Source organism: Arthrobacter celericrescens, from assembly GCF_003614925.1.
Taxonomy (GTDB): Bacteria; Actinomycetota; Actinomycetes; order Actinomycetales; family Micrococcaceae; genus Arthrobacter; species Arthrobacter celericrescens.
This window is the reverse complement of record NZ_QYLP01000045.1, coordinates 22,319-47,616: the sequence shown is the minus strand read 5'-3', so window position 1 is coordinate 47,616 and position 25,298 is coordinate 22,319. Positions and strand designations below refer to the sequence as shown.

The following is a 25,298-nucleotide window of genomic DNA, read 5'->3' as shown; positions in this document are numbered from 1 at the left end:
GTCAGTGTGCCGTGTCGAATTCGGCGCCGAAGAGCTCTGCCGCTGCGGTGGTGACGATCACGGTTCCCACTGACGGCCCGGCGGAAGCGAAGACCGTGCCCCCTTCAATGCGTGTCACAGTGACCGCCTGCCGCTGGTAGACGCGCGGCTCCGGGTTGGTGTAGACCCATGTCGCCCCCTTCGCGTCGTAGAGCAGTGCCTCATAGGGCAGCCTGATGGCCGCGCCGCCCGCCCCGGCCTGGACCTTGGTCGTCTTGAGGTCCAAGCGACTGATGGCCTTTTCGGAGAGCGTGATCTTGGCAATCCCTGTCGAGCTGTTCTTTTCGACCTTGGCTGCCTGCTCGGCGTGCGAGGACGTCGAGGATGCCACCGACGCAGGCTGGCTGCAGCCTGACACGAGGAACAAGCCGAGAGCCAGCCAGAGCGAACTGGCCACACCGGCCGCCGCCTGGCGGCCATTCAATGGACGACGTGTCATTTTGCTTCCACCTTCACCTGCGTTGCAGGGATATCCACACGGTAGATCGCTTCCCAGTCCTCCGGACCGTGCTCGGGACCGAACCACAGCAGCACCAGGGGAACCACCAGGAGAGCGAAGAGCGTCGTGGTCACCAGGCCACTGACGATGATGAATGCCATCGGGCTCACGGCACCCGATCCTGCCGCCCCGCCGAAGAGGGCAATCGGGATGAGCACGACGGCGGTGATGGCCGCGGTTTTCAGCACAGGAGCCAGGCGTTCCCTGGCGGCCGCCATGACCATCGCGGCACGGGAGGCTCCGGGGACCTCCCGCCAGCTACGGTCGCAGGTTGCGGCAAAGGCCGCTGTGTTGCGGACCGCGATCGCCAGCAGCACGGCCAGGGCGGCCAGCGACGTCCACGACACGGAACTGCCGGCCAGCAGGGCTGCAAGGAAACCGCCGGACAGCGCCGCCGGGAGGCCGAGGAAGGCGGCCAGCGCGGTCTTCCAGCTGCGGACGGCAGTCTGCAGCAGGATGAGCACGCCCAGGAGCGCAGCGCCACCGATGCCCAAGGCGAGCAGGGCGGCGTTCTGTTGCTCGTCGTACTTCGCCGGGATCTCGGCGTGGTACTCCACCGGGAACTGCACGGTCTGGATCGCGGCCTGGATGTCGCGCTCGACATCACCCAGGGGGCGGCCGCTGACGTCGCCGACGATGTCGATGTAACGGCTCGTGGCGTTGTGGTTGACCACGGTTTCGTTCGGGACGAGCCGGACGTTGGCGATATCGCCGAGTTTCACATGGCCTCCAGCGGGGGTGTCCACGAGAAGCTCACGCAGGCTGGTCAGGTCGTTGCGGACGTCGGCTGTACCGCGGACCACGACTTCAAAGACCTTCTGCTGCTCGAACAGGTTGCCGACCACGATGCCCTGCATGAGCGTCGCCGCTGCCCGTCGGGCGTCGCCGGGCTTGACGCCGGCCGTCTGGGCTGCCTTCAGGTCTACTTCGACCTCGAGGACGGGAAGCCGGGGGGCCGAGCTGAGGCGCGGAGAGTCGAGGCCCTTGACGCTTGCCAGCGCCTGGCGGACCTCTTCGGCCTTTTGGTTCAGTGTGTTCATTTCCGTGCCGTAGACCCGCACAGTGAAACCGGGTTCGACGCCAGCGCGGGTTTCGCCGATCTGCTGCTGGGAGTAGCTCGTGATGTTCTGGGCGATTCCCGGGTAGCCGGTGACGATCTCCCGGACGGCGCTTTCAACCTGTGGGTAGTCGGCGCTCCGGGCCACCGAGACCCATAGCTCGGCTGAACTGTTGCCTACGACTTGGTCGGACGTGATGGCGCGCCCCACGTGGCCGCCCACTCCGGTGACGCCGGAGACGCTGCGCAGTTCATCCGCTGCCCTCGCTGCGATCCTGCTGACTTCGGCCGTCGAGGTTCCGGCCATGGCATCCCATTGGACGAGGAGCGTCCGGTCCGGGAGCGTCGGGACGATTGCGCGGTTGCCGGCGAGCTGGGATGCGGCCAGCAGGCCGGCGAGTCCGACGACGGCGACTGCGGCAATACCGGCGGGCACCATCCGGCGTCCGCGGTCCAGGAGGTCGCCGTAGTAGCGGCGGACTCGCTTGAAGCGGCTCGATTCAAGCCGTTCGAACGCGCCGCGCTTCAGCAGCAGGTGCACCATGACCGGGGTCACGCTGATGCCGACGACGAACGCGGCCAGGAGTGCCAGGGCCATTGCCCAGACCAAGGGCCTGAAGAAGGCTGCCCCGATGCCTGTGGTGAAGAGAGCAGGCACCATGACCAGGACGAGCGTGAGGGAGGCGAGCAGGAGAGGTACACGCACCCACCGGACAACAGCGGTCACGTACGACTTGAAGTCACGGTCCTGTTGCCTTCCTTCCGGCACCTTCGAGCCACGCAGTTGCGCTTGAACGTCCTCAACGATGTCTCCCACGATCAGGGCCACAGCCAGGAGGACTCCTATCAGGACTGTGACGTTCAGCGTTTCCCCTTGCCACCCCAGGACAAGCACGGCGGCGCTCACCGACGTCGAGAGTGACACGAAGGCCACCAGGGCCGCCCGCCAGGACCTGAACAGGAGCCAGAACAGGGCGACCACCAGGATGAGGCTGATCAGCAACGCGATGCCAAGCTGGTCCACATTTTCCTGCAGGGCTGATGCCGGCCGGTATACCGAGGTGTCCAGTTGGACGCCGGTCAGGCCAGGCTCCAGGTCCTTCAGCGCGGCTTCGACATCCTGGGTCACCTGGAGCGTGTTGGCGCCGGGGAACTTCTCAATGACCAGCAGCAGCCCCGGGTCCTGCCCGATAACGGCATCGCCGATGAGGGGCTGGTGGTCTTCCTTCACCGTGGCCACATCGCCCAGGACCAGGGACGGATCCGAATCCTCAATGTGCACCTGGGCCAGTTCCTGGGGATTGCGGATCGGCAGGACGTGCTGGATGCCGAGGCGCTGGTTGGACGACTCGATGAAGCCACCGGTGCCCGGTGTGGATGCTTCGAGGAAGCTCAGCGGGGAAACCCAGACGGCGTTTCCTGCGCTCTTGATGATCTGCTCAAGGGTTACGCCCTTGTCGCGCAGCGTGGTGGGGTCGACCTCCACCTGGAGCTGTTGTTCACGCTGCCCCCAGATCGACACGTTGGCCACGCCTTGGACGCCAATGAGCCGCGGCTTGATCTTCCAACGGGCCAGCACCGACATATCGATGCCTGACAGCTCCTTGGACGACATCCGCACCATGAGGAGCCGGCTGGTTGAAGACAGCGGCTGCATGATCAGCGGGGGAGAGGACACGTTGGGCAGGGCGTGGGCCTGCGTCATGCGTTCTGCCACCATCTGCCTGGCCCGCATCACGTCCGTGCCCGGACGGAACACGAGCTCAATGGAGGACAGGCCCGGAACGGACTTGGACCGGATTTCTTCAAGCCACGGGACGCCGTTGAGCAGATCGGCTTCCATGGGTGTGGTGATGAGTTGCTCCACCTCGACGGCGGAAAGCCCCAGCGCCTCGGTCTGGATCTCGACGTGGGCGGGGGCGAATTCGGGGAGGCCGTCCACCGGCATGCGGGGAATCTGGATCAGCCCGAAGCCGATGACGGCGGCCGCGATGGCCAACACAAGGATCCGGAACTGCAGGCTGAACCGGGCTATAGCGCCGAACATCGCTAACGCCTGGACTGTTCGCTGCGGACGGGGCGGGGGACAGCTTTCCTGTCCCCGGAACTAATGGGGAAAAGGGCAGACAAAAGGCACATTTCAGGCTCCAAACCCTGAGACCTTTTTCCATTCCCCCCAGGCCTGCTAACATAGTGGACTCCTCTTTGCAAGTTGGCAATGAAGGTCGGTACTTGTTTTTGGGCCGGGTTGCATACTCGCGTACTCGCGTGCCGTTCGCACCGCCCGGGCAAGGAACCCCCCGTCGAAACGACGGCGGACGAACGCCAGTCGGACGGGGGGATGCGTGCCGGCCGGGCCAGGGTCCGCGCCTTTGGTGCGCTAGAGTAGGGGCATGCGTGCGATCCTTCTGCTTAGCTAGCCGCCCGGTACCGGAGTTACCGAGCGGCCGCCCCTCCTTGTCGAGGGGCTTTTGTGTGTCCGGGCAGGTGCCGGGGCTGCAGCAGGAGGCCATACAGCCAAGGAAGAACAGAAGAGGGCAGCAGTGAGCGTTCACCCGGAGACCGAAACCGGAGCACAGGCAGGAACAGCGAACACCCCCGAGGAGGGTGTGTACAGCTTCGCCGCGATGGAGGCCAAATGGCCGCAGGTGTGGGAGGACCTCAAGGTCTTCACCCCCCTCGACGACGGCTCCCGCGAGCGTCGTTACGTGCTGGACATGTTCCCGTACCCCTCCGGCGACCTGCACATGGGCCACGCCGAGGCGTTCGCCATGGGCGACGTCGTCGCGCGCTACCTGCGCCAGAAGGGCTACGACGTCCTGCACCCGATCGGCTGGGACTCCTTCGGCCTGCCCGCCGAGAACGCAGCCATCAAGCGCAACGCCCACCCCAGCGAGTGGACCTACGCCAACATCGACACCCAGGCGGCGTCGTTCAAGCGGTACGCCATCTCCGCCGACTGGTCCCGCCGCCTGCACACTTCCGACCCGGAGTACTACCGTTGGACCCAGTGGCTGTTCAAGCGCTTCTACGAACGCGGCCTGGCCTACCGCAAGGACTCGCCGGTCAACTGGTGCCCGAAGGACCTGACCGTGCTGGCCAACGAGCAGGTCGTCAACGGCGCCTGCGAACGTTGCGGCACCCCGGTCACCAAGAAGTCCTTGAACCAGTGGTACTTCAAGATCACCGAATACGCCGACCGCCTGCTGGATGACATGTCCGAGCTGCAGGGACACTGGCCCGAGCGAGTCCTGGCCATGCAGCGGAACTGGATCGGCCGCTCCGAGGGCGCCCACGTCCGCTTCGTCATCGAGGCGGCCGGAAGCCGTCCCGAGAAGGAAGTCACGGTCTTCACTACGCGCCCGGACACCCTGTACGGGGCAACCTTCTTCGTCGTCGCCGCCGACGCCCACCTGGCCCTGGACCTGGTCACCCCGGAGCAGCACGACGAACTCATGGCCTACCGTGAGAAGGTCAAGGCCCTCTCCGAAATCGAGCGCCAGTCCACCGAACGCGAGAAGACCGGCGTCTTCACCGGCCGCTACGCCATCAACCCGCTCAACGGCGAGAAGCTGCCGGTCTGGGCCGCCGACTACGTCCTGGCGGACTACGGCACCGGCGCCATCATGGCCGTCCCGGCACACGACCAGCGCGACCTTGACTTCGCCAAGGCCTTCGGGCTGCCCGTCCGGGCCGTCCTGGAGACCGGCGGCGAGGACCCGGCGGAGAGCGGCGTCGCGACCTCCGGCGAGGGCACCCTGAAGAACTCCGGCGAACTTGACGGCCTGTCCAAGGCCGAGGCCATCCCTGCAGCAATCGGCATCCTCGAGCAGCTCGGCACGGGCGAAAAGTTCGTGAACTTCCGCCTGCGCGACTGGCTGCTCAGCCGCCAGCGCTTCTGGGGCACCCCGATCCCGATCATCCACTGCGCCGAATGCGGCGAGGTTCCGGTCCCCGACGACCAACTGCCCGTCACGCTGCCGGAAGACCTGCGCGGTGAAGCCCTCGCCCCGAAGGGCACCTCCCCGCTGGCCGCCGCCGCGGAATGGGTCAACGTGGAATGCCCCAATTGCGGCCGGGCCGCGCAGCGCGACACGGACACCATGGACACCTTCGTGGACTCGTCCTGGTACTTCCTGCGCTTCGTCTCCCCGCACTTCACCGAGGGCCCCTTCGACCCGGCGAAGATCAACGAGTGGATGCCGGTCGGCCAGTACGTGGGCGGCGTCGAGCATGCCATCCTGCACCTGCTCTACGCCCGCTTCTTCACCAAGGTCGTGCACGACATGGGCCTGCTGGACGCCGATGAACCGTTCAGCGCCCTGCTCAACCAGGGCCAGGTGCTCAACGGCGGCAAGGCCATGAGCAAGTCGCTTGGCAACGGTGTGGATCTCGGCGAACAGCTGGACAAGTTCGGCGTCGACGCCGTCCGTCTGACCATGGTGTTCGCCTCCCCGCCGGAGGACGACGTCGACTGGGCGGACGTTTCGCCGGCCGGTTCGGCGAAGTTCCTGGCCCGCGCCTGGCGGCTCGGCCAGGACGTCAGCAGCACGCCCGGCGTCGACTTCTCCGGCGGCGACCGCGCCCTGCGCACCGTCACGCACCGAACCATCGCCGAAGCCGCGGAACTGCTGGACAACAACAAGTTCAACGTCGTCGTGGCCAAGCTGATGGAACTGGTCAACGCCACCCGCAAGACCATCGACTCCGGCGCCGGCGGATCGGACCCTGCCGTCCGCGAAGCCGCCGAGGCCGTCGCCGTGATCCTGAGCCTCTTCGCCCCGTACACGGCCGAGGACCTCTGGAACCAGCTGGGCCACCCGGCCTCCGTGGCGAACGCGGGCTGGCCGGTCCACGACGAGTCGCTGCTGGTCCAGGAAACGGTCACCGCCGTCGTCCAGGTGCAGGGCAAGGTCCGCGACCGCCTCGAGGTCTCCCCGGACATTGCCGAGGACGCGCTGCGCGAACTGGCGCTGGCCAGCGACAACGTGCAACGTGCGCTCGATGGGCGTGGCATCCGCACGGTGATCGTGCGGGCCCCCAAACTGGTGAACATCGTCCCGGCCTAGCCGGGGAGGGCCGCCGGCTCCCGGCCGGCGGCCTATCCATCACCCAGCCCTGCTCCAGGAGGTGCCCGTTGCCGGACCGTGAACCGCCTGCATGGCTATGGCTCAAACAGCGGCTGTCGCGGCTGCGGCAGTCGACGACGCCGGGCCGCACCCCAGGTGCGGCGCCCGCCGTCGTACGCACCGCCGTCGTGACCGATTCGGCAGCGGCACTGCCCGCGGACTGGGTGAAAGCCTTCGTCGACGACGGCCGGCTGGCCGTGGTTCCGATGCCCGTCATGGTGGGCGAGGAAATCTTCGGCGAAGGCGAAGACGACATCACCACCACCCTGGCCCTCGCGCTGGCCTCGGGTTCGGCCGTGAAGACGTCCCGGCCGTCCCCCGGGCAGTTCGAACAGGCATACCTGGCCGCGGCGGCGCGCGGCTTCGAGTCCGTGGTGTCCATCCATATCTCCGCCGAGCTGTCCGGAACGGTCGAGGCCGCCACACTGGCCGCCGGCCGCGTTCCGATCCCGGTGGAAGTCCTCGATTCCCGCACGGTCGGAATGGCCCAGGGGATGGGCGTGCAAAGCGCGCTCCTGGCCGCGGCCGATGGCCGTTCCGCCGGGGACGTGCGCGTCTTCGCAGAGGAGCGGCTCCGCCGCACCAAGGTCTATTTCTATGTGCCGAGCCTTGAGCAGCTGCGCCGCGGCGGGCGGATCGGCGCCGCCGCGTCCCTGCTGGGCACCATGCTCGCCATCAAGCCGATCCTGGCGGTCGACGGCGGCCGGATCGTGCCGCTCGAAAAGGTCCGTTCCGCCGCGAAGGCGATCGCCCGGCTCGAGGAGATCGTCGCCGCCGACGTCGCCGCCCGCCCGGCCGGCGAAGCCAGGCTCGCCGTCCACCATTTCGGGAACCTCGCCGAGGCGGAGGGGCTGGCCGGACGGCTGGCAGGCCTGTGCCCCGGCACGCCGGAGGCACAGCTCAGTGCCCTGCCAGCGGTGCTCGGCGCCCACGCGGGACTTGGCGTCCTGGCCGTGATTGTCGGCGAAAGCAGCACGCCCGGTACGGCCGTGCCAGGGCAGTAACTCCGTTCCTCCACAGGCTCCGCACGGGCGCGGCTTTCCACATAGCACCTGCCTTGGGCAGCGGCGCAGCCCCGCGGAACCTAGGCTCGGACCCATGCCGCGCCGGAACCAGGACCCGCTAGCCGGCGATGCCGCGCGCGCAGCCAGGCACCGGCTGAGATCCCGTTTGGGTGTCGCGGAAACGGTTTCCGGGGCGGAAGGGCCGGGGGATGACCTGCTCCTCCCGGGCAGGGAATCCTCCACGCTGCAGGACCTTGACTGGAACGACGCGCAAACTGGCCGGACCTCCCGCGTCCGCTGGCGGGTGCCCTGGCGGGTCCCGGCCCTGCTCCTCATTCCGGCCTTGCTGCTGGCCCTCTGGATTGGCTGGCAGGCGTGGGCCGGCCGGCCTCCCGCGGAACAACTGGCGGCGTCGGACGGGACACCCGCGGACGTCTCCAGCCCGGCCCCGCCAGGAGCGGAACCGGGCTCGGCTGGCCCGGGAGCCGGCGATTCCGGGGGCACCCGCATCGTGGTCCACGTGGCCGGTGCCGTGAAGAAGCCAGGGATAGTCAGCCTGCCCGCGGGGTCCCGGGTCTTCGAGGCTATCGCCGCAGCTGGAGGGGCGGCTTCCGGGTCGTCCCTGGACAGCCTCAACCTTGCCGCGGTGGTCCAGGACGGCACCAGGATCCACGTTCCAAGGAAGGGGGAGGAACCCGCAACGGCCGGAGCGGGTGGCAGTTCTTCCGCCACTGACGGCACCACCGGCGGCGGCACTGGTTCTGCGGGCGGGGCGGGCGCCAGGATCAACATCAACACCGCCTCGGCGGCTGAGCTCGATGAACTGCCCAGGGTCGGCCCGGTCCTTGCCGAGCGCATCGTGGCCTGGCGGGAAGAACACGGCCCCTTCGCCGCCGTCGAAGAACTCGACGCCGTGGATGGCGTCGGCCCCAAGATGCTCGAAGCGCTCCTTCCCCTGGTGACCGTCTGATGGCCGGCCGCAGACCGATGCGCCGCTCCGGAGTCGGAGAAGACACGGGCAGCGTCGCCGATCCGGGGCCGCGTTTGGACCTGCGGCTCGTGCCCTCCGCCGTGCTGGCCTGGACGGCGGCCCTGGCCGGCAGCCACCTGTCCCCGGCATGGACCACCGGCATCGTGGCGTTCCTGCTTGGCGGCGCGGTCCTGCTGCTCGTGGCCGGCAGATGGCGAAGGCCACGGCCCGGCCGGACACAGGCCCGGACCGGTCGCCGGAACCTGGCTGCAGCGCTGTCCCTGGCATGCCTCCTGGGCGCCGCGGCGGCCGCGCACACCTTGACCGTGTCCACCGCGCGGTCAAGCCTGCCGGTCGCCGGCCCCGGCCCGGACGGCACCGCCCTCGTGAACCTCCTGGTCACCGGCGAGGCCAAGGAAGTCCGTGCAGGCGCCGGACGGACCGAACGATGGATCCTCAGTGCCGAACTGCTCGAGCTCGCCGCTGGCGGCAAGCTCTACCGCCCGGCCACCCGGATCCTCGTGGTCGGCGGCGAAGGCTGGCAGGAACCCCGCGCCGGGGAACGCATCCGGGCCGCCGGAAAACTGGCGCAGGCCCGCCCCGGACAAGCGGAGACGGCGGTCTTCACGGCGAGCACGCGGCCACTCCCGGCCCGGGGCAGCCTGCAGCACGCGACAGACCCGGAGCGTGCGGCTCGGGGCGCAGGGCCAGAAACACCACAAAGCGCAGCGCCGGACTGGGCGGCCACGATGAGGGAGCGGTACCGCGACGCCGCAGCGAAGCTCGGCGGCGATCCGGCGGGCCTGCTGCCCGGGATGGTCATCGGAGACACGGACGGCATGGACGAAGAACTTGTCGCGGCCATGCGCGACACCGGCACTACGCATCTGACGGCGGTGAGCGGGGCCAATTGCAGCCTGATTCTGGGACTGTTGATTCTTCTCGCGAGGAATTGCCGGTTCGGCCGTCCGGCCGCTGTTGTCCTGGCCCTGTGCGGCCTGGGCGCGTTTGTGTGGCTGGTCGGTCCCGAGCCGAGCGTGCTCCGCGCCGCGGTCATGGGGGCGATCGGCCTGCTTGGACTCAGCAGCGGACGGCCGGGGCGCAGCCTGGGTTTCCTGTGCCTTGCCGTTGCCGTGCTTCTCGTTGGCGAGCCGTCCCTGGCCGGCAGCCCGGGGTTCCTGCTCTCGGTCCTCGCCACCTTGGGGATCATCCTGCTGGCCCGTCCGCTCATGGCCCGGGCACCGGCCTGGCTGCCCCGGCCCGTCGCTGCGGCCTTGGCGGTGCCCCTTTCCGCGCAGTTGTTCTGCGCGCCCGTCATTGTGGGCCTGCAGCCGCAATTCACGGTCTTTTCCCTGCTGGCCAATATCGTGATGGCGCCGTTCGTTGCGCCCGTGACGGTCCTCGGAACCCTTGCAGTGCCTGTCCTGGCTGTCCACGAGGGAGCAGCAGCGGTGCTTCTGGGGGCGGCCGCAGTGTGCGTCGGGGCGATCGCGGGAATCGCGCGGTTCCTCGCCGGCCTTCCGGGTGCGGTGCTGCCGTGGCCCGAGGGTGCGTGGGGAATGGTCACCATGACACTGTGCTCGGCCGGCAACCAGGCCTTGCTCTGGCTGCTCCTGCACCCGGCCCGGTGCCTGCGGTTCGCTTTGGACAGCCACGGATTTGTTGTGGAGCGGATCGAGGGCTTCGAGGCGTGGCTGGAACACCGCCCTCGGCCTTTCCGACTGCGGATGCGGTCACCCGCCGCGACCTCACGCTGGCACATATCTGAAAAGCCGGAGGGGTTGCCGCGAACTAGGCGGCTGCTTCGATGAGCTCGTCCGAGCACTCTCTGCAGGTGACTGACTGCTAATGCGCCAGCCCACCCTTGCGAACATGAATTGGAACATGTCCCGTTCACCTTCGGCGGATCCGAGATCATGCTCCTAAGCCCTCACTTAGTTCACGGACGGCCCGCGGTCGCAACCAGGCGCGACCAAGCTGCGTGCCGCAACAGCCGCCGGGCCCGGCTCGCGACATAGGGTGTTTCCGCGCTTGATCTAGTTCTCGACGTAGCCGCGCAGACAACGGAATCTGCGATGCTGGCTTCGCGCGTCGCTCACCCTCGCCACATGCTGACTGGCAAATGAGCCGGTGGCTACGGAATCAGGGATGTTCAATGAGTATTCGCGGGGTTATCCTCGGCAGATGAACCAAAATGCGGTTCCGACCGAACCCGGTTACATATTCGCGTTCAGCCTTAGCCGGAACTGGCTTTGGATAATTGGATCCTCTGCAGTTGCTGGGGTGGTTATTGCGGTTGTGGCAATCGCAGCGGAGCCGTTCCGGGCCCCCTTGGGAATCGCGCTAGGTGTGCTCGCGATAACCCTGTTCATCGCATTTTCCGTGAAAGGTTCTTCACGACGACAGACTACGCAAGAATCAGCGTCGGCCCAGGCCCGCACGGGAGCGAATCGGATGTTGCTTGGCAGGCCGTGGGGCAGAGGATCCTTGGCGGCAGAGCTGGCTCTCCTGGCAGAGCTCCATGCAAAGGGGGCACTCTCTGATGAGGAATTCGTTGCGGCCAAGCTCCGCACCCTTGGAGACTGACATCCAGCGGTGCAGGTCCTCGCGAAAGCCAACCGTCCCGCAACGCCAGAAGGCGACACTGGATTCGAAGGGCCCCTTTGAGGGCCATCCGGTCTGGCCGATTCATAGTCCTTCCGGGATACCGAATCGTCTCTCAACGAGTGTGTGAATGGCCCAGACCAATGGCTGGTCTTCCAGCTCAACGCCCTGGTCTCCGTAATACACGCCTGTTTCGTTGCCGGTTGCATCGATGTCGAAGAGTCTGAGGACTTCGGCCACGCGAACATGATGCTCGATGGTGGTCATTTGGCGGGACACGCGAACTTGAATCGCGCTGAGGGTGCGCTGGACCTCAGGATGGATGGATTCAGTCATTGGCGAGATTCGCTTTACTTCCGCACCAGTCGATCATCGTCCGGATGTTTCTACGGCTTTCCACGCTCCAGTTTGTCGTGTTCAATACTTCCCCCTGAGCATCCGGACGGGATTTCGGTGCAACCGCCGCCACTGTCCGTGCACTCTTGCATGACGTTCGCCATTGCACAAGGGGGCCCTTCGGATCCAATTAGGGAGTATGAGGCGACTCTGGCCTTGGCTGGATGATGGTGACGCTCTCGCGCAGAAACCGTACCAATACCTCAAGGACGGAAAATGAAAAGCCGGCTGCTAGGGCGAAGCACGCTTATTCTTAGGAACGGTTGACGGAAGGATCACCACAGTGATCAACAATGCAAAACCCCAGTAAATCCAGAACCTGAAGAAGGCAGGCCTATGAGAATCAAATACGACCCTTCTGCCAATGCAGCGTATATCTATCTCGTGGAGGACATATACGCCGGATCCGCCGCCAAGACTTACTCATGCGATCCAATTGAGGTGGGTGGCATGATCAACCTGGATTTTGACAGAGACGGTCGCCTGATTGGCGTCGAAGTCATGGACGCCGACAAAAGGCTAACCCGTGAAACTCTTGCGGAGGCAAACCCTGATCGAGACAGAAAGCCAGCACCGCCTGCGGAGTGACAGTTCTGGTGCTTGAATACATGAGATGCTGTTGATGCTGCATCTGGAACCTCTTGACCGTTTCGCTAAGACAGCCTTTGCCGCTGCGTGCGCCGAGCGTATGTTGCCCTTGTCCGATCGATATGCGCGGCAAGTCGGCGACCCGCTCCGTGAGTGGCGGCTCGGCGTCATCGTCCTGTCAGCTTGGCAGGTCGCCTCGGGCAGAGATGTCGATGCGACTGGTCTTGAGGCTGAAGCAGAGGCGATGGTTCCAGACGAGGACGACGAAGGGTGGACAGCCGGCGCGGGCTACGCAGGCAACGCTGCAGCTGCCGCGGGATACGCCATCAGGACGTGGCGCACCAACAACCCCCAACACGCTGCCTGGGCTGCGCGCCAGATCTTTGACGCCGCGAATCTCGCATACCTTCAGGCAAACCCCGGCGGGAGCTTCATGACCAAGGCCGAGGAAAAGGCATCCTTTGAATCCGCTGTCGTACAGTCGGCCATTTCCGCAACCCAGCGGGATCTTGAGTCCGTTAGGAACGCCCGGCCCTTGTCCGAATTGCGCCAGCGGGCCCGGAAGGAAGGGCAGGAGTGGGCAGCCGCCGTTCGGTGACACACAGTCCCGGCATTTGCCCGTTACTGACTGCTAATGCTTGCCGGCGCGATGAGCCTGAACATGCCTCTCATATCGCCGGGCGTGAAGCCGTCCCGCTTGTACAAGCTCTGAGCGCCTTCGGTGGCGAAAAGCCCTACGAATGCAGTGGCCGGCGACGAACGGCACACATAATCCAGGAGGCTGCGCAGGAGGGCTGTCCCTATGCCTTGACCCTGGTAGGCGGGCAGAACGGCAAGGTCCTGAACGTAGAAGAACTTGACGCCGTCTCCGACAAGGCGTCCCATGCCGATGACTTGCCCGTCCGCCAGGGCCACCACGCCGGCCAGCGATCCGTTCAAAGCTGCCGCCATCGTCTCCCATTCAAAGGCGTGGGACCAGCCGACTGCTTCGGCTAATCGGCGATGCTCTTCCGGAGTAGGAAGACGCCCGAACAGTGTGTAGCCGTTGGTCATGCGGCCATCCTAGAGGAGCCCGTGAACTGCAGGCTCATCCTAAGAAACGGGAGTTCAGAAACGGGAGTCGATCCCGGGAGCCGGCGGCTCGGGATCGCCCGGCGATCGTGGGAGACTGGAACCCTGCACAAAACCCGTCCGGAAGGAAGCACAGTTGGCTGCTGCCCAGGCCTCGAAAGCCAAGACCCCGTCGGCGAATGCTGCCACCTGGCGGGACGTCACGCCGGCCGCCGTAGTGCTGATCACCGGGCCGGAGGAGTACCTGGGCATCCGTGCCATGGACCGCGTCCGCGGGCTTGTCCGCGAAGCCATGCCCGACGTCGAGGTCAGCAAGCTCAACGCCGGCGCTTATGAAGCGGGCGCGCTGGCCATGACGGTGACGCCGTCGCTCTTCGGCGAGGGCAAGCTGCTTGAGGTCGAAGGGCTCGAGGCCATGAACGAGGCCTTCCTCAGCGATGCGCTGGCGTACGTGGCCAAACCGGAAGACGACGTCGTCCTGGTCCTGCGCCACAGCGGCGGCACGAGGGGCAAAAAGCTGCTGGACGCCATCAAGGCCGCGGGCTGGCCGGTGGTGGACTGCCAGCCATTGAAGAAGGACGCGGACAAGGTGGCATTCGTGGTGGCCGAGTTCAAGGCCGGCGGCCGCCGGATCGACGGTGAGGCGGTGCAGGCCCTGGTCAACGCCGTCGGCACGTCGTTGTCCGAGCTGGCTGCCTCATGCAGGCAGCTCATCGCCGACGCCGCCACTGCGGTGGACGCCGCCATGGTCGAGCGCTACTACGGCGGGCGGGTCGAGGCCACGGCCTTCAAGGTCGCGGATGCGGCGATGGCGGGGAACGCCCCGCTGGCCCTATCCAGCCTCCGCCACGCCCTGGCCACTGGAGTCGACCCTGTGCCGCTTGTCGCCGCGCTGGCCGCCAAGCTGCGCACCCTGGCCCGGGTGGCCGGGGCGCAGGGCTCCTCGGCGCAGATCGCCAAGCAGCTGGGCATGCAGCCCTGGCTGGTGGAACAGGCCCAGCGGGACGTCCGGCGCTGGACACCGGAGGGGCTGATCCGGTCCATCCAGGTCACAGCTGAGGCGGATGCCCAAGTGAAGGGGCTTTCCCGTGATCCCGTGTACGCGGTGGAACACGCCGTAACAGTCATCGCCGCCTCGGCCCGCGGCCGCTGAGGCAGCAAGGCCGCAAGTGCGGCGGCCCCTGAACCGGCACCACTGAACGCGTTAAATGCGATGAGGCCGGCCCAAACGGGCCGGCCCCAATTTCAGCTCAGTCGAACTGGAAAAACCTTAGAGTGCGTTGACCTTCTTGGAGATCGCCGACTTGCGGTTCGCAGCGTTGTTCTTGTGAATAACGCCCTTGCTGACAGCCTTGTCCAGCTTACGGCTGGCAGCTACAAGAGCAGTCGTTGCAGCATCCTTGTCAGCAGACTCAACGGCGGTGTTGACGGCGCGGATGGCCGTCTTCAGCTCGGACTTGACGGCGTTGTTACGCAGACGAGCCTTCTCGTTGGTGAGGATGCGCTTCTTCTGGGACTTGATATTAGCCACGTGTGTGAACTCTCTTTTTAATGCGGAAATGGTCTAGAGGGTTATCAGGTTGGCCATCGACTGAGCGGCGTGGGGATGCCTATGGCAGCCAACCATGCATGGCCGTCGACCTGCACGGACATACAGCCATCAATCCTAGCAGACACTTCGCGTGGACCTGGATTCCGGTTTTCCGCGGTGCGCCTAGCGCCGCCGCAGCCGGTCCGCGACCGTCTGGAACGTCGCATTGTCCAAGGTGGCGCCCTCCCGGCGCACCCGTTCGGGATCGACCCGGACGACCCGGTCCAGCTTCACCTCGCTCGGTCGCCACTGCGGATCCCACGGACCGGTCCCGATGTCCACGTAATCATCCTCCCGGCGTCCGTTGTCATGGTCCTTGCTGGTCAGCATGAAGCCCAGCAGCCACGGCCCGTCGTGCCCCACCAGGAGCACGGGGCGGTCCTTGCCCCTCGTGTGGTCCTCCTCGAACGGCACCCAGGTCCAGACGATCTCGCCCGGATCGGGCCTGCCGTCCAAAGCGGGGGAGTAGCGGGGCGCCAGCGGGCCGTGGAAGTCGCCCGGGTAATGCCCGACGCCGGACGGCGGCGAGGCGCGCCGCTGCCCTTTCGCTGCGGTTCCGCGAGCTGTTGTTCCCCGAGCCGCGGTTCCCGGGGTGCCTCGCCGCTGCGTACGCGGCGGTGAGGCCGGTGAATTTCCGCCGGCCAGCCGGCGCAGGTAGCGCAGGGATCCGGCGAGGATGGTGCTGAAGAGGGATGCCATCCCACCACCGTATCCGCCGGCCGCGGCACCGGGGCGAATCCGATGCGCGCCGGAGCCGGGGTTCATGGGAGACTATGAGTTCAGATATGCGGTGCACGCCGGGACGGCAGGACTGTCCGGGCAACTTTTCCGCGTGAGTGTCGACAGTAAGGACTCCTGCGTGTCTCCCATGGCCCGCACCGCCCCGGTGCCTGCCGCAACAGATCCGGCCATCATCCGGAACTTCTGCATCATTGCCCACATCGACCACGGCAAGTCCACCCTGGCCGACCGGATGCTCCAGTTCACCGGCGTGGTGCAGGCACGCGACATGAAGGCCCAGTACCTGGACCGCATGGACATCGAGCGTGAACGCGGCATCACCATCAAGTCCCAGGCCGTCCGCATGCCCTGGGAAGTCGACAACACCGCCTATGCGCTGAACATGATCGACACCCCCGGCCACGTCGACTTCACCTACGAGGTCTCCCGCTCCCTGGCCGCCTGCGAAGGCGCGGTGCTGCTGGTGGACGCCGCCCAGGGCATTGAGGCCCAGACCCTGGCCAACCTCTACCTCGCCATGGAGAACGATCTCACCATCATCCCGGTGCTGAACAAGATCGACCTCCCGGCCGCGCAGCCCGAGAAGTACGCCGAAGAACTGGCGAACCTGATCGGCGGAGACCCCGAAGAGGTCCTGAAGGTTTCCGGCAAGACCGGCGTCGGCGTCGAAGCCCTGCTCGACCGCATCGTGCGTGACATCCCCAACCCGGTCGGCGACGCCAATGCCCCCGCACGGGCCATGATCTTCGACTCCGTCTACGACACCTACCGCGGCGTGGTTACCTACGTCCGCGTCGTCGACGGCCACCTGAGTCCGCGCGAGCGGATCCAGATGATGTCCACCAAGGCCAGCCACGAGCTCCTCGAAATCGGCGTCAGCTCACCGGAGCCTGTGCCGTCCAAGGGCCTGGGCGTCGGCGAGGTGGGCTACCTGATCACGGGCGTGAAGGATGTCCGCCAGTCCAAGGTCGGCGACACCGTCACCAACCTCGCCAAGCCGGCCACCCAATCGCTGGGCGGCTACCAGGACCCGAAGCCGATGGTCTTCTCCGGCCTCTACCCGCTGGACGGCACGGACTACCCGAACCTGCGTGAAGCCCTGGACAAGCTCAAGCTCAACGACGCCGCCCTGGTCTACGAACCGGAGACGTCCGCCGCACTGGGCTTCGGCTTCCGCGTCGGCTTCCTCGGCCTGCTGCACCTTGAAATCGTGCGCGAACGCCTGGAACGCGAATTCAACCTGGACCTGATCTCCACCGCGCCGAACGTGGTCTACGAGGTCACCCTCGAAGACAAGTCGGTCGCCACGGTCACCAACCCGTCCGAATTCCCCTCGGGCAAGATCAATGAGGTCCGCGAGCCGATGGTGGCAGCCACCATCCTGGCCCCGAACGAATTCGTCGGCGCGATCATGGAGCTCTGCCAGAACCGCCGCGGCCAGATGCGCGGCATGGACTACCTCTCCGAGGACCGAGTGGAGATGCGCTACTGGATCCCGCTTGCCGAGATCGTGTTCGACTTCTTCGACCAGCTCAAGTCCAAGACCCGAGGCTACGCCTCCCTGGACTGGAAGGCCGACGGCGAACAGGTCGCCGACCTCGTCAAGGTGGACATCCTGCTCCAGGGCGAACAGGTGGACGCCTTCAGTGCCATCACCCACCGTGACAAGGCCTACGCCTACGGCGTGATGATGACCTCCAAGCTGCGCGAACTGATCCCGAGGCAGCAGTTCGAGGTGCCGATCCAGGCCGCCATCGGCTCCCGGATCATCGCCCGCGAAAACATCCGCGCCATCCGCAAGGACGTCCTGGCCAAGTGCTACGGCGGTGACATCACCCGTAAGCGCAAGCTGCTCGAGAAGCAGAAGGAAGGCAAGAAGCGCATGAAGATGGTGGGCCGCGTCGAGGTTCCCCAGGAAGCCTTCATCGCCGCCCTCACCACCGACGAGTCCAAGGACAAGGCCAAGAAGTAGTGCCAAGCGCCCTTCCCCTCGGCGATCCGGCACCTGCGGACGGTCTGCTGCCCCCGCAGGTGCTGGACGGCGTCGAACACCGGAAATTCGGCCTGTACGTCCACATCCCGTTCTGCGCCGTCCGCTGCGGGTACTGCGACTTCAACACCTACACCGCCAAGGAACTGGGCGGCGGTGCGTCCCAGGACGCCTACGCCGGCACGGCAGTGGCCGAGGTCGACTTCGCAGCCCGCGCCATGGAGGCGTCCGGGCTCCCGGCCCGCAGGATCAGCACCGTCTTCTTCGGCGGCGGCACCCCCACGCTGCTCCCCGCCGGAGACCTCGCGCGGATACTGAGCGCCGGCGTCGGGCACTGGGGACTGGAGCCGGGCGCCGAAGTCACCACGGAAGCGAACCCGGATTCGGTCACACCGGAGTCGCTGCAGTTGCTGGCCGACGCCGGCTTCACCCGCGTGTCTTTCGGCATGCAGTCGGCGGTGCCGCACGTGCTCAAGGTCCTGGACCGCACCCACAGCCCCGAACGCGTGCCGCAGGCCGTGCAGTGGGCCCGCGACGCCGGCCTCGACGTCAGCCTGGACCTCATCTACGGCACACCCGGCGAGTCCATGGACGACTGGCGGACCTCCCTGAACGCCGCCCTGTCCTACGCGCCGGATCACATCAGCGCCTACGCGCTCATCGTCGAGGAAGGCACCAAGCTCGCCGCGCAGATGCGCCGCGGCGAGGTCCCCGGAATCGACGACGACGACCACGCCGCGAAGTACGAACTCGCCGACGAACTCATTTCCGCCGCCGGCCTGTCCTGGTACGAAGTCAGTAACTGGTCCCGCACTCCGGACCATGCCTGCCGCCACAACCTGGCCTACTGGCGCGGGGACGACTGGTGGGGCATCGGACCGGGCTCGCATTCGCACATCGGCGGGGTCCGGTGGTGGAACGTCAAGCACCCCACCGCCTACGCCAACCGGCTCACCGCGGGTGAGTCCCCGGCGGCAGGACGCGAAACCCTCGACGCCGGAACCCGCGAGGTGGAGCGCATCATGCTGGAGGCGCGGCTGGGGAGCGGGCTGGAAGTGGACGCGCTCGACGCCGTCGGCCGGCACGCCGTCGCCGGCTTGATCGCGGACGGGCTGGTGGAGCCCGCGGAAGCCTTCAAGGGCCGCCTGGTCCTGACCCTGAAGGGCCGCCTCCTGGCCGACGCCGTGGTGCGCCGGCTGCTGCCCGAATAGGGCCACGCAGGCACCTGTTCAGCTGTTCCTGCCGGGAATATCATGTGCGTGGACGCCCGGCGATCCGCCCTGGCTGGCCGGCTCCGCCCGCTGTGTGAAGACCAATGCTGGGAGGGATCATGTCTTCGATTTCAGCGCAGTCCCCGTTCGGCGTTCCCTGGCGGAGCGCAGTCCTTTTCCTCGTAGTTGTGGCAGGATTCCTGCTGCTCTCCCTGATGACCTTCGACCCGAAAGTGGGCACCGCCGCCTGGGTCATCAGGATCGGCGGCACGGTGGTCTGGGTCGCCTTTGCCCTGTACCTGGGCTACCGGGACATCGTCCAGAAGCAGGGCAACGGGCCGCAGGACATCGACCATGTCCCCTTCGACCGGTGGTCGTGGATCCATGCCTCGGCCGGTGCCATGTTGGGCTTCTGGTCGGTGCCGCTCGTCGTGGTTGCGGTCATCACCATCGGCTGGGAATTCTTCGAGAGGTACGTGCCGGGATTCGGTGAGAAAGAGACCCTGGGCAACCGGGCGGTCGATGTGGTCGGCGCGTGGGTCGGCTGGGTGCTGCTCGCGTTGCTCATCGCCGCCCTGGAGAGCGACTCGGTACCGTTCGTGCTGCCGTCCGCGGATGCGTGGATCCGCAACCTCTAGGCTGCTACTTGATCCAGCGCAGGTTGAAGCGGTACCTGTGCGGCTGGCCATGGTTGACCCGGATACCCGCTGATACCGCGAAGCACGTCAGCGCCACCCAGATCGCCGTGGCCAGCACCGCGAACAGGTTGCCCACCACCGGCAGGATCACCAGGATGTTGGCGAGTACCGCCGCGATGGTGGGAGGCAGGGTGAAGTTGAGGGCTTCCTTGGACTCCTGGGCAGTGAACGGGCCGCGGTCCCGGAAGATCAGGTAGATCAGCAGCGCTGGTACACAGCCGAGGATTCCGCCGAAGTGGGCCAGGGTTGCCCACTGGCGGTCTTCACCCGCGGTCAGGGGGAGCGCGTTGGCAGGGACGCCGTGGTACTGGGGCTCGCCCTGGGGGGCGTCCATCCCGTCGGGAGCGTTCTCTGCCACTGTGTCTTCCTTAAAGGCTCGGTTCCGGTGGTGCTGTCCCAGAATACTGGGTCGGGGGTGCTTACGGGACCAGCTGCCCGGCATGGCGCGGGCGGTCCGCTGCGGCAGGCAGGGTCAGGGGGCGGTGAGGAAGTCGATGACTTCTTCCACGCGGCCCAGCAGCGAAGCTTCGAGGTCCGCGTAGCTGCGCACCGCGCCCAGGAGTTTCTGCCAGCCCAGGCCGACGTCCTCGGCGGTGGCGTGCGGCCAGCCGAAGGCCTTCAGGATGCCGGTCTTCCAGTCCGTTCCGCGGGGCACCTCCGGCCAGCGCTCGATCCCGAGCGTCTTCGGCCGGATGGCCTGCCACACGTCCACGTACGGGTGCCCGACAATCAGGACGTTCCCCGCCGCCCCGGGGAGGGTCATGGCGTCGGCCGCGATGCGGGATTCCTTGGAATCCCGGACCAGGTGGTCCACCAGGATGCCGAGCTTTCGCCCGGGGCCGGGGGAGAAGTCCGCGATGGCGGCCTTGAGATCGTCCACGCCGTGCAGGGGCTCGACGACGATGCCCTCCACCCGGAGGTCGTCGCCCCAGACCTTCTCGACGAGTTCGGCGTCGTGCTTGCCTTCCACCCAGATGCGGCTGGCCTTGGCCACCTGGGCTCGCTGGCCGGCGACCTTGACGGAACCGGACGCGGTGCGGCCGGCCGGGACGGCGGCCGCCGTACCCGGCGCTGCACTGGCTGATGCGGACCGGGGCACCGGCGGAAGGAGCTTGACGGGCTGGCCGTCCAGCAGGAAGCCGAAGCCGAGGCGGAAGGACTTGGTCCTGCCGTGCCGGTCCTCCAGCGCGACGATGTGCATGCCCCCGGACTTCTCGATGCGGACCACTGCGCCCACCCAGCCGGACTGCACGTCCTCGAGGACCATTCCAGGTTCGGCCGGAACCTCGGGAAGCGCCCTTTTGGCGGGGGCGGAAAGCGTCCGGGGGCCCCAGTTGTCGTACGACACAGTGTCACACCACTTCGCTGTCGGAGGTCGTTCCGGCCGCCGGAAGCCGCCGGAGCCTGCGGGAAGCTTGTTCGCCGCGAGCGGTACCAATGCTAACAACGGCCCGGCACATACTAGACTTGTTAGCACTTGGGCATGTTGAGTGCTAAGAATTGCGGATCCGCCGGCAGGCGGACGCGCACAAGACACGAGGGAATCCAGGGCTGGAACGTCCGAGGGGAGGCAGGAGCATGAGCGAGCCACGCAAGCTTGAAGTGCTGCGTGCCATCGTCGAAGACTACGTGCATTCGCGCGAACCGGTCGGCTCCAAGGCATTGGTGGAACGGCACCATCTGGGCGTGTCCAGTGCCACCATCCGCAACGACATGGCGCTGCTGGAGGAAGAGGGCCTCATCGCGGCCCCGCACACCAGCGCCGGGCGCATCCCCACCGACAAGGGCTACCGTCTTTTCGTGGACCGCATCTCGGCGATGAAGCCGCTCTCGGCCGCGGAGCGGAGGGCCATCCACTCGCTCCTCGAGGGAGCGGACGACGTCGACGACATCCTGGAGCGCACCGTCCGGCTGCTCTCGCAGCTGACCAACCAGGTCGCCGTCGTGCAGTACCCGCACTCCACGCGCGCCAAGCTGCGGCACATCGAATTCGTGCTCCTGGCGCCGCGCCAGGTGCTCGTGGTGCTGATCGCGGACAGCGGCAAGGTCGAACAGCGGGTCGTCGACGCCGGCGTGGACGTCAGCGACGAGGACCTCACTTTGCTGCGGGCACGCTTCCTGTCCGGCATCTCCGGCGCGCCGCTGGCGCACTTGCCGCAACTGCTGGCGCCGGTTGTGGCCCTGTGTCCGCCGGCCCTGCAGGCCCCGGCGGCCGTGCTCGCCCGCGGCCTGGACAAACTGGCCGAAAGCAGCCGCGACGAACGGATGATGATGGCCGGTACGGCGAACCTCGCCCGCTCCAACGTCGACTTCCCGCTGAGCATCGGCCCGGTCCTGGAAGCCCTCGAAGAACAGGTGGTCATGCTGCGCCTGCTTTCCGAAATGGCCGAGGATCCGCGCGGCGTCACCGTCAGCATCGGCCGGGAGAACCCCTATGACGGGTTGTCCGAAGCGTCGGTCGTCGCCACTGGATACGGTCCGGGTGCCTCCGCGAAGATCGGCATCATCGGCCCAACCCGCATGGACTATCCCAGCAGCATGGCCGCCGTCCGCGCGGTGGCACGTTACCTTTCGAGGATCCTCGGCAGCTGAGGCCCGCCGGATCCACCGCAGCAAGAACAGCAGGACAAGAAGGAAGAGAAACCGACTTTGAGCAGCCACTACGACGTCCTGGGCGTCTCCCCGGAAGCGACCGGCGAGGAGATCAAGAAGGCGTACCGCAAGCTTGCACGGAAGCTGCACCCCGACGTCAACCCGGGGGAGGACGTGGCGGAGCAGTTCAAGGCCGTCACGCACGCCTACGAGGTCCTCTCCGACCCCCAGAAGCGCCGCGTCTATGACGCCACCGGCAACGAGAACGGCACGGACAACGGTTTCGGCGGCGGCTACGCCGGCCAGGGTTTCGCCTTCCAGGACATCTTCGACACCTTCTTCGGCGGTGGCGGCGGCATGCAGGGCCCGGCCTCGCGCACCCGCCGCGGCCAGGACGCGCTCATCAGCGTCCGCGTGGACCTCAAGGACGCCGTGTTCGGTGTGAACAAGAAGCTCGAGGTGGACACCGCCGTCGTCTGCCCCACCTGTGAAGGCTCCTGCTGCCGCCCGGGCACCCACCCGGAACGCTGCGACATCTGCGGCGGCAGCGGGCAGGTCCAGCGCGCGGTGCGTTCCATCCTCGGCCAGGTCATGACCGCCGCGCCCTGCGGTTCCTGCGAGGGTTTCGGCACCGTCATCAAGGACCCCTGCAACGAGTGCAACGGCCAGGGCCGCATCCGCAGCCGCCGTTCGCTGACCATCAAGGTGCCTGCCGGCGTCGGCACGGGTACCCGCATCCAGCTTTCCGGCCAGGGCGAAGCCGGTCCCGCCGGCGGTCCGTCCGGCGACCTGTACGTCGAGATCCGCGTCAACAGCGATGCCACCTTCACCCGTGAGGGCGACGACCTGCACGCCACCCTGAGCGTGCCCATGACCGCGGCCGCGCTCGGCACCGAGCTCAGCTTCGAGACCTTCGACGGCCCGCAGGAAGTGGACGTGAAGTCCGGCACCCAGTCCGGGGAGGTCATTACCCTTCGCGGCCTCGGCGTCACCCACCTGCGCGGCTACGGCCGAGGTGACCTCAAGGTGCACCTGCACGTGGAGACGCCGGGCAAGCTCGACCCTGCCCAGGAAGACCTGCTGCGCCAGCTCGCCAAGCTGCGCGGCGAACAATTCACCGAGGGCAAGCTCGTGGCCAGCGGCGGCATGTTCGCCAAGCTGCGGGACAAGTTCGGCAACCTGTAGCCCCGGGAGCCTGCAGCAATGAGCAACCCCGTCTTCTTCGCTCCGGCGGGAGCCCTCGACGGGCTGACGCCCGGCGACACCTTCGTCCTTGACGGGGCCGAGGCCCGGCACGCAGTCACCGTCAAGCGGCTCGAAGCCGGGGAAGCGGTGGACATCGCCGACGGTGCCGGCAAGCGCCTGGTGGGCACGGTCCTCGAAACCGGCCAGGGGACACTGACCGTCGAAGCCGTGGAGCTCCGCGAGGAGCCGCGGCCCGCCGTGCGGCTGGTACTTGTCCAGGCCCTGGCCAAGGGCGACCGCGATGAGCTCGCCATCGAAACCGCCACGGAACTCGGCGTCGACGCCGTCATCCCCTGGCAGTCGGAACGGTCGATCGTGCGCTGGAAGGGTGATCGGGCCGCGAAGGCCCATGCCAAATGGCAGTCGGTCGTCTCCGCGGCGGCGAAGCAGGCCCGGCGGGCCTGGATCCCCGAGGTGCGTCCCGCCGTCGACGGCGCCGGGCTGGCCAAAGCGGTCGCGGCGGCCGACCTCGCCGTCATCCTGCACGAGGACGCCAAGCGTCCCTTGCGCGCCGCCCTCGCGGACTGGCTGGAGGGACTGCCCGACGGCGGCACGGACGGAGTGCGCGAAGTCCTGCTCCTGGTGGGGCCCGAAGGCGGGATCACCCCGCGCGAAGTCACCCGGCTGGCCGACGAGGGAGCGGTGACTGCGCTGCTGGGCAACCACGTGCTGCGCTCGTCAACTGCCGGCCCGGCCGCGATCGTGCTGGCGAGCGACATCCTCGGGCGCTGGTAGCCCGCGTTCGTCGGGCAATGCAGCACGGCGGAATCAGCTGATGCTGGCGGGGCCGAAGTTAAGGGTCAGGACTGAAGGTCAGCGGACGTTGAAGGAACGGGTGTCCGTGGACGCCATCTCGCCGGCCTGCGCCGGCAAGGTGACCCGCAGCTCGTAGCGGCCCGTGCCGAGGCCGACCGTGAAACTGAAGGTGCCGCCCTGGCCGGTCACAGAGGACGCGGTGGTTCCGCCGTCCAGGTAAAGGGCCTTCTCACCGTTTGCTGCCTCACGGAAGATCTGCCACTTCAGCTTCGCTCCCTCGATGGTGGCGCGGCCGTTGAACTTCACGGGACCGCTGGCCAGGGTGAGGTCTTCCTGCGGGTCGATGATCCAGACCGGGGCCACCATGGATGCGTCGCGGACCATGGGGGCGCCGAGCTTGACCTGCCCGAAGGCCATGAAATCCCTGTGGCCGTCCACCAGGATGACCACCTGGATCTGCTGTCCGGAGTCGATCAGCCCGGAACTCGCCGCGGCCGCCGTGGCCGTATACACGAGCTGCTGCACGGCGAGCCGGGCCATGCCGGCGTCGAGGTTCGAATTGAAGGCGTCACGGGACACGTCCACCGTGACCACGTTCTTGCCCGAAATCGACGTCGCAAGGTCGCCGGGCTCCTGCCACGGAGTGAAGAAGTCGTGGTCCAGCGGCTTCGCCGTCATCATGGTGCGCAGGGCGGTGGTGATGGGGTTTTCCGTGCCCGGGTTGTCGCGGAATTCGCGGTGCAGGGCCACCCCGCTGCCGTTGCGGCCGATCCAGTACACGGGCACCTTGCTCGATGCCTGCGTGGTTTCCAGCGGTGCGTTGCTGGACGGGGTGTTCTGGACCTGCTGCTGCCCGGCCTCCGGGGCTCCGGCCTGTTCCACGGTTCCGCCGTCGGCGATGCAGCCGTTCAGCAGGAGGGCAGCGGCCAGCGCGGAAACGAACAAGACGGAATGGTTCCGCTTGCCGCCCCTGCGGATGCTGGCTGCTGTTCTGATGCTGGATTCCTGCTGTTGGGTGTCCTGCCGTTGCGGCAGGTGTTGAGCTGCCCCGTCGAAACGGGCAGTTGGACTGTTTGTCCTAACTCAGCTTGGCACAGCCCGGCAGCCCGCGGCGCCG

At 67.0% G+C, this 25,298-nt stretch carries 22 protein-coding genes; 13 read left to right on the top strand and 9 right to left on the bottom strand.

Annotated elements, in window-relative coordinates; translation table 11 throughout:
- Position 1: 1 nt before the first annotated feature.
- Both D3654_RS10360 and D3654_RS10355 read right to left on the bottom strand, forming a co-directional pair.
- Positions 2 to 478: an efflux RND transporter periplasmic adaptor subunit gene (locus D3654_RS10360; protein ID WP_162943704.1), complete on the bottom strand. Its 477-nt coding sequence runs from the start codon at positions 476 to 478 to the stop codon at positions 2 to 4.
- Positions 475 to 3,642: an efflux RND transporter permease subunit gene (locus D3654_RS10355; protein WP_120521414.1), complete on the bottom strand. Its 3,168-nt coding sequence runs from the start codon at positions 3,640 to 3,642 to the stop codon at positions 475 to 477. The genes D3654_RS10360 and D3654_RS10355 overlap by 4 nt, the downstream gene beginning before the upstream one ends.
- Positions 3,643 to 4,138: 496 nt before the next feature.
- Here D3654_RS10355 and leuS point away from each other — a divergent pair, with 496 nt between their 5' ends.
- The 4 genes from leuS (at position 4,139) to D3654_RS10335 (ending at position 10,509) form a co-directional block, all read left to right on the top strand.
- Positions 4,139 to 6,664, top strand: a complete 2,526-nt coding sequence (gene leuS, locus D3654_RS10350; RefSeq protein ID WP_120521413.1) for a leucine--tRNA ligase — start codon at positions 4,139 to 4,141, stop codon at positions 6,662 to 6,664.
- Between the two features lie 68 nt (positions 6,665 to 6,732).
- Positions 6,733 to 7,728 carry a DegV family protein gene (locus D3654_RS10345; RefSeq protein ID WP_120521412.1) on the top strand — a complete coding sequence of 332 codons (996 nt, stop codon included), beginning with the start codon at positions 6,733 to 6,735 and terminating at the stop codon, positions 7,726 to 7,728.
- 94 nt (positions 7,729 to 7,822) lie between these two features.
- Positions 7,823 to 8,698: a helix-hairpin-helix domain-containing protein gene (locus D3654_RS10340; RefSeq protein ID WP_120521411.1), complete on the top strand. Its 876-nt coding sequence runs from the start codon at positions 7,823 to 7,825 to the stop codon at positions 8,696 to 8,698.
- Positions 8,698 to 10,509, top strand: a complete 1,812-nt coding sequence (locus D3654_RS10335; protein WP_120521410.1) for a ComEC/Rec2 family competence protein — start codon at positions 8,698 to 8,700, stop codon at positions 10,507 to 10,509. The genes D3654_RS10340 and D3654_RS10335 overlap by 1 nt, the downstream gene beginning before the upstream one ends.
- A gap of 877 nt (positions 10,510 to 11,386) precedes the next feature.
- Here D3654_RS10335 and D3654_RS10330 read toward each other — a convergent pair.
- On the bottom strand, positions 11,387 to 11,638 hold the full coding sequence (locus D3654_RS10330) for a hypothetical protein (protein WP_120521409.1): 252 nt from the start codon (positions 11,636 to 11,638) through the stop codon (positions 11,387 to 11,389).
- 396 nt (positions 11,639 to 12,034) lie between these two features.
- Between D3654_RS10330 and D3654_RS10325 the strand changes: the two genes are divergently transcribed.
- Complete coding sequence (locus D3654_RS10325) at positions 12,035 to 12,286, top strand: DUF2283 domain-containing protein (RefSeq protein WP_120521408.1); 252 nt, start codon at positions 12,035 to 12,037, stop codon at positions 12,284 to 12,286.
- Between the two features lie 25 nt (positions 12,287 to 12,311).
- On the top strand, positions 12,312 to 12,884 hold the full coding sequence (locus D3654_RS10320; RefSeq protein WP_120521407.1) for a DUF416 family protein: 573 nt from the start codon (positions 12,312 to 12,314) through the stop codon (positions 12,882 to 12,884).
- Between the two features lie 23 nt (positions 12,885 to 12,907).
- On the opposite strand, the gene D3654_RS10315 is transcribed toward D3654_RS10320, so the two are convergent.
- A complete protein-coding gene (locus D3654_RS10315; RefSeq protein WP_120521406.1) occupies positions 12,908 to 13,339 on the bottom strand; it encodes a GNAT family N-acetyltransferase in 432 nt (143 codons plus the stop codon).
- Positions 13,340 to 13,493: 154 nt separating this feature from the next.
- Here D3654_RS10315 and holA point away from each other — a divergent pair, with 154 nt between their 5' ends.
- The gene (gene holA / locus D3654_RS10310) at positions 13,494 to 14,510 is read left to right on the top strand and encodes a DNA polymerase III subunit delta (RefSeq protein ID WP_120521405.1); all 1,017 of its coding nucleotides are present in this window, start codon (positions 13,494 to 13,496) and stop codon (positions 14,508 to 14,510) included.
- A 117-nt stretch (positions 14,511 to 14,627) separates the two neighbouring features.
- On the opposite strand, the gene rpsT is transcribed toward holA, so the two are convergent.
- Complete coding sequence (gene rpsT / locus D3654_RS10305; protein ID WP_070349386.1) at positions 14,628 to 14,888, bottom strand: 30S ribosomal protein S20; 261 nt, start codon at positions 14,886 to 14,888, stop codon at positions 14,628 to 14,630.
- 183 nt (positions 14,889 to 15,071) lie between these two features.
- Entirely contained in the window at positions 15,072 to 15,647 is a 576-nt protein-coding gene (locus D3654_RS10300) for a type II toxin-antitoxin system PemK/MazF family toxin (protein ID WP_120521404.1), read from the bottom strand.
- Between the two features lie 160 nt (positions 15,648 to 15,807).
- On the opposite strand from D3654_RS10300, the gene lepA reads away from it, so the two are divergent.
- From lepA to D3654_RS10285, 3 genes are all read left to right on the top strand, one after another.
- A complete protein-coding gene (gene lepA / locus D3654_RS10295) occupies positions 15,808 to 17,661 on the top strand; it encodes a translation elongation factor 4 (RefSeq protein WP_205571780.1) in 1,854 nt (617 codons plus the stop codon).
- Positions 17,661 to 18,890, top strand: coding sequence for a radical SAM family heme chaperone HemW (gene hemW, locus D3654_RS10290; RefSeq protein ID WP_120521402.1), 1,230 nt, complete (start codon positions 17,661 to 17,663; stop codon positions 18,888 to 18,890). Before lepA ends, hemW begins: the two co-directional genes overlap by 1 nt.
- 119 nt (positions 18,891 to 19,009) lie before the next feature.
- Positions 19,010 to 19,528: a hypothetical protein gene (locus D3654_RS10285; RefSeq protein ID WP_162943703.1), complete on the top strand. Its 519-nt coding sequence runs from the start codon at positions 19,010 to 19,012 to the stop codon at positions 19,526 to 19,528.
- A 4-nt stretch (positions 19,529 to 19,532) separates the two neighbouring features.
- Here the strand turns inward: D3654_RS10285 and D3654_RS10280 are convergent, their stop codons facing one another.
- Both D3654_RS10280 and D3654_RS10275 read right to left on the bottom strand, forming a co-directional pair.
- Positions 19,533 to 19,946, bottom strand: a complete 414-nt coding sequence (locus tag D3654_RS10280; protein ID WP_120521400.1) for a DUF4870 domain-containing protein — start codon at positions 19,944 to 19,946, stop codon at positions 19,533 to 19,535.
- A 114-nt stretch (positions 19,947 to 20,060) separates the two neighbouring features.
- Positions 20,061 to 20,936 (bottom strand): DUF3097 domain-containing protein, encoded by an 876-nt coding sequence (locus D3654_RS10275; RefSeq protein WP_120521399.1) that lies wholly within the window; start codon positions 20,934 to 20,936, stop codon positions 20,061 to 20,063.
- A 230-nt stretch (positions 20,937 to 21,166) separates the two neighbouring features.
- Between D3654_RS10275 and hrcA the strand changes: the two genes are divergently transcribed.
- From hrcA to D3654_RS10260, 3 genes are read left to right on the top strand one after another with little or no spacing between them, the layout of a single operon-like run.
- Positions 21,167 to 22,180, top strand: a complete 1,014-nt coding sequence (hrcA, locus tag D3654_RS10270) for a heat-inducible transcriptional repressor HrcA (RefSeq protein WP_120521398.1) — start codon at positions 21,167 to 21,169, stop codon at positions 22,178 to 22,180.
- A gap of 57 nt (positions 22,181 to 22,237) precedes the next feature.
- Positions 22,238 to 23,365, top strand: a complete 1,128-nt coding sequence (gene dnaJ / locus D3654_RS10265) for a molecular chaperone DnaJ (RefSeq protein ID WP_120521397.1) — start codon at positions 22,238 to 22,240, stop codon at positions 23,363 to 23,365.
- 18 nt (positions 23,366 to 23,383) lie between these two features.
- Positions 23,384 to 24,160: a 16S rRNA (uracil(1498)-N(3))-methyltransferase gene (locus D3654_RS10260; protein WP_120521396.1), complete on the top strand. Its 777-nt coding sequence runs from the start codon at positions 23,384 to 23,386 to the stop codon at positions 24,158 to 24,160.
- A 78-nt stretch (positions 24,161 to 24,238) separates the two neighbouring features.
- On the opposite strand, the gene D3654_RS10255 is transcribed toward D3654_RS10260, so the two are convergent.
- On the bottom strand, positions 24,239 to 25,126 hold the full coding sequence (locus tag D3654_RS10255; protein WP_245413172.1) for a GerMN domain-containing protein: 888 nt from the start codon (positions 25,124 to 25,126) through the stop codon (positions 24,239 to 24,241).
- Positions 25,127 to 25,298 lie beyond the last annotated feature (172 nt).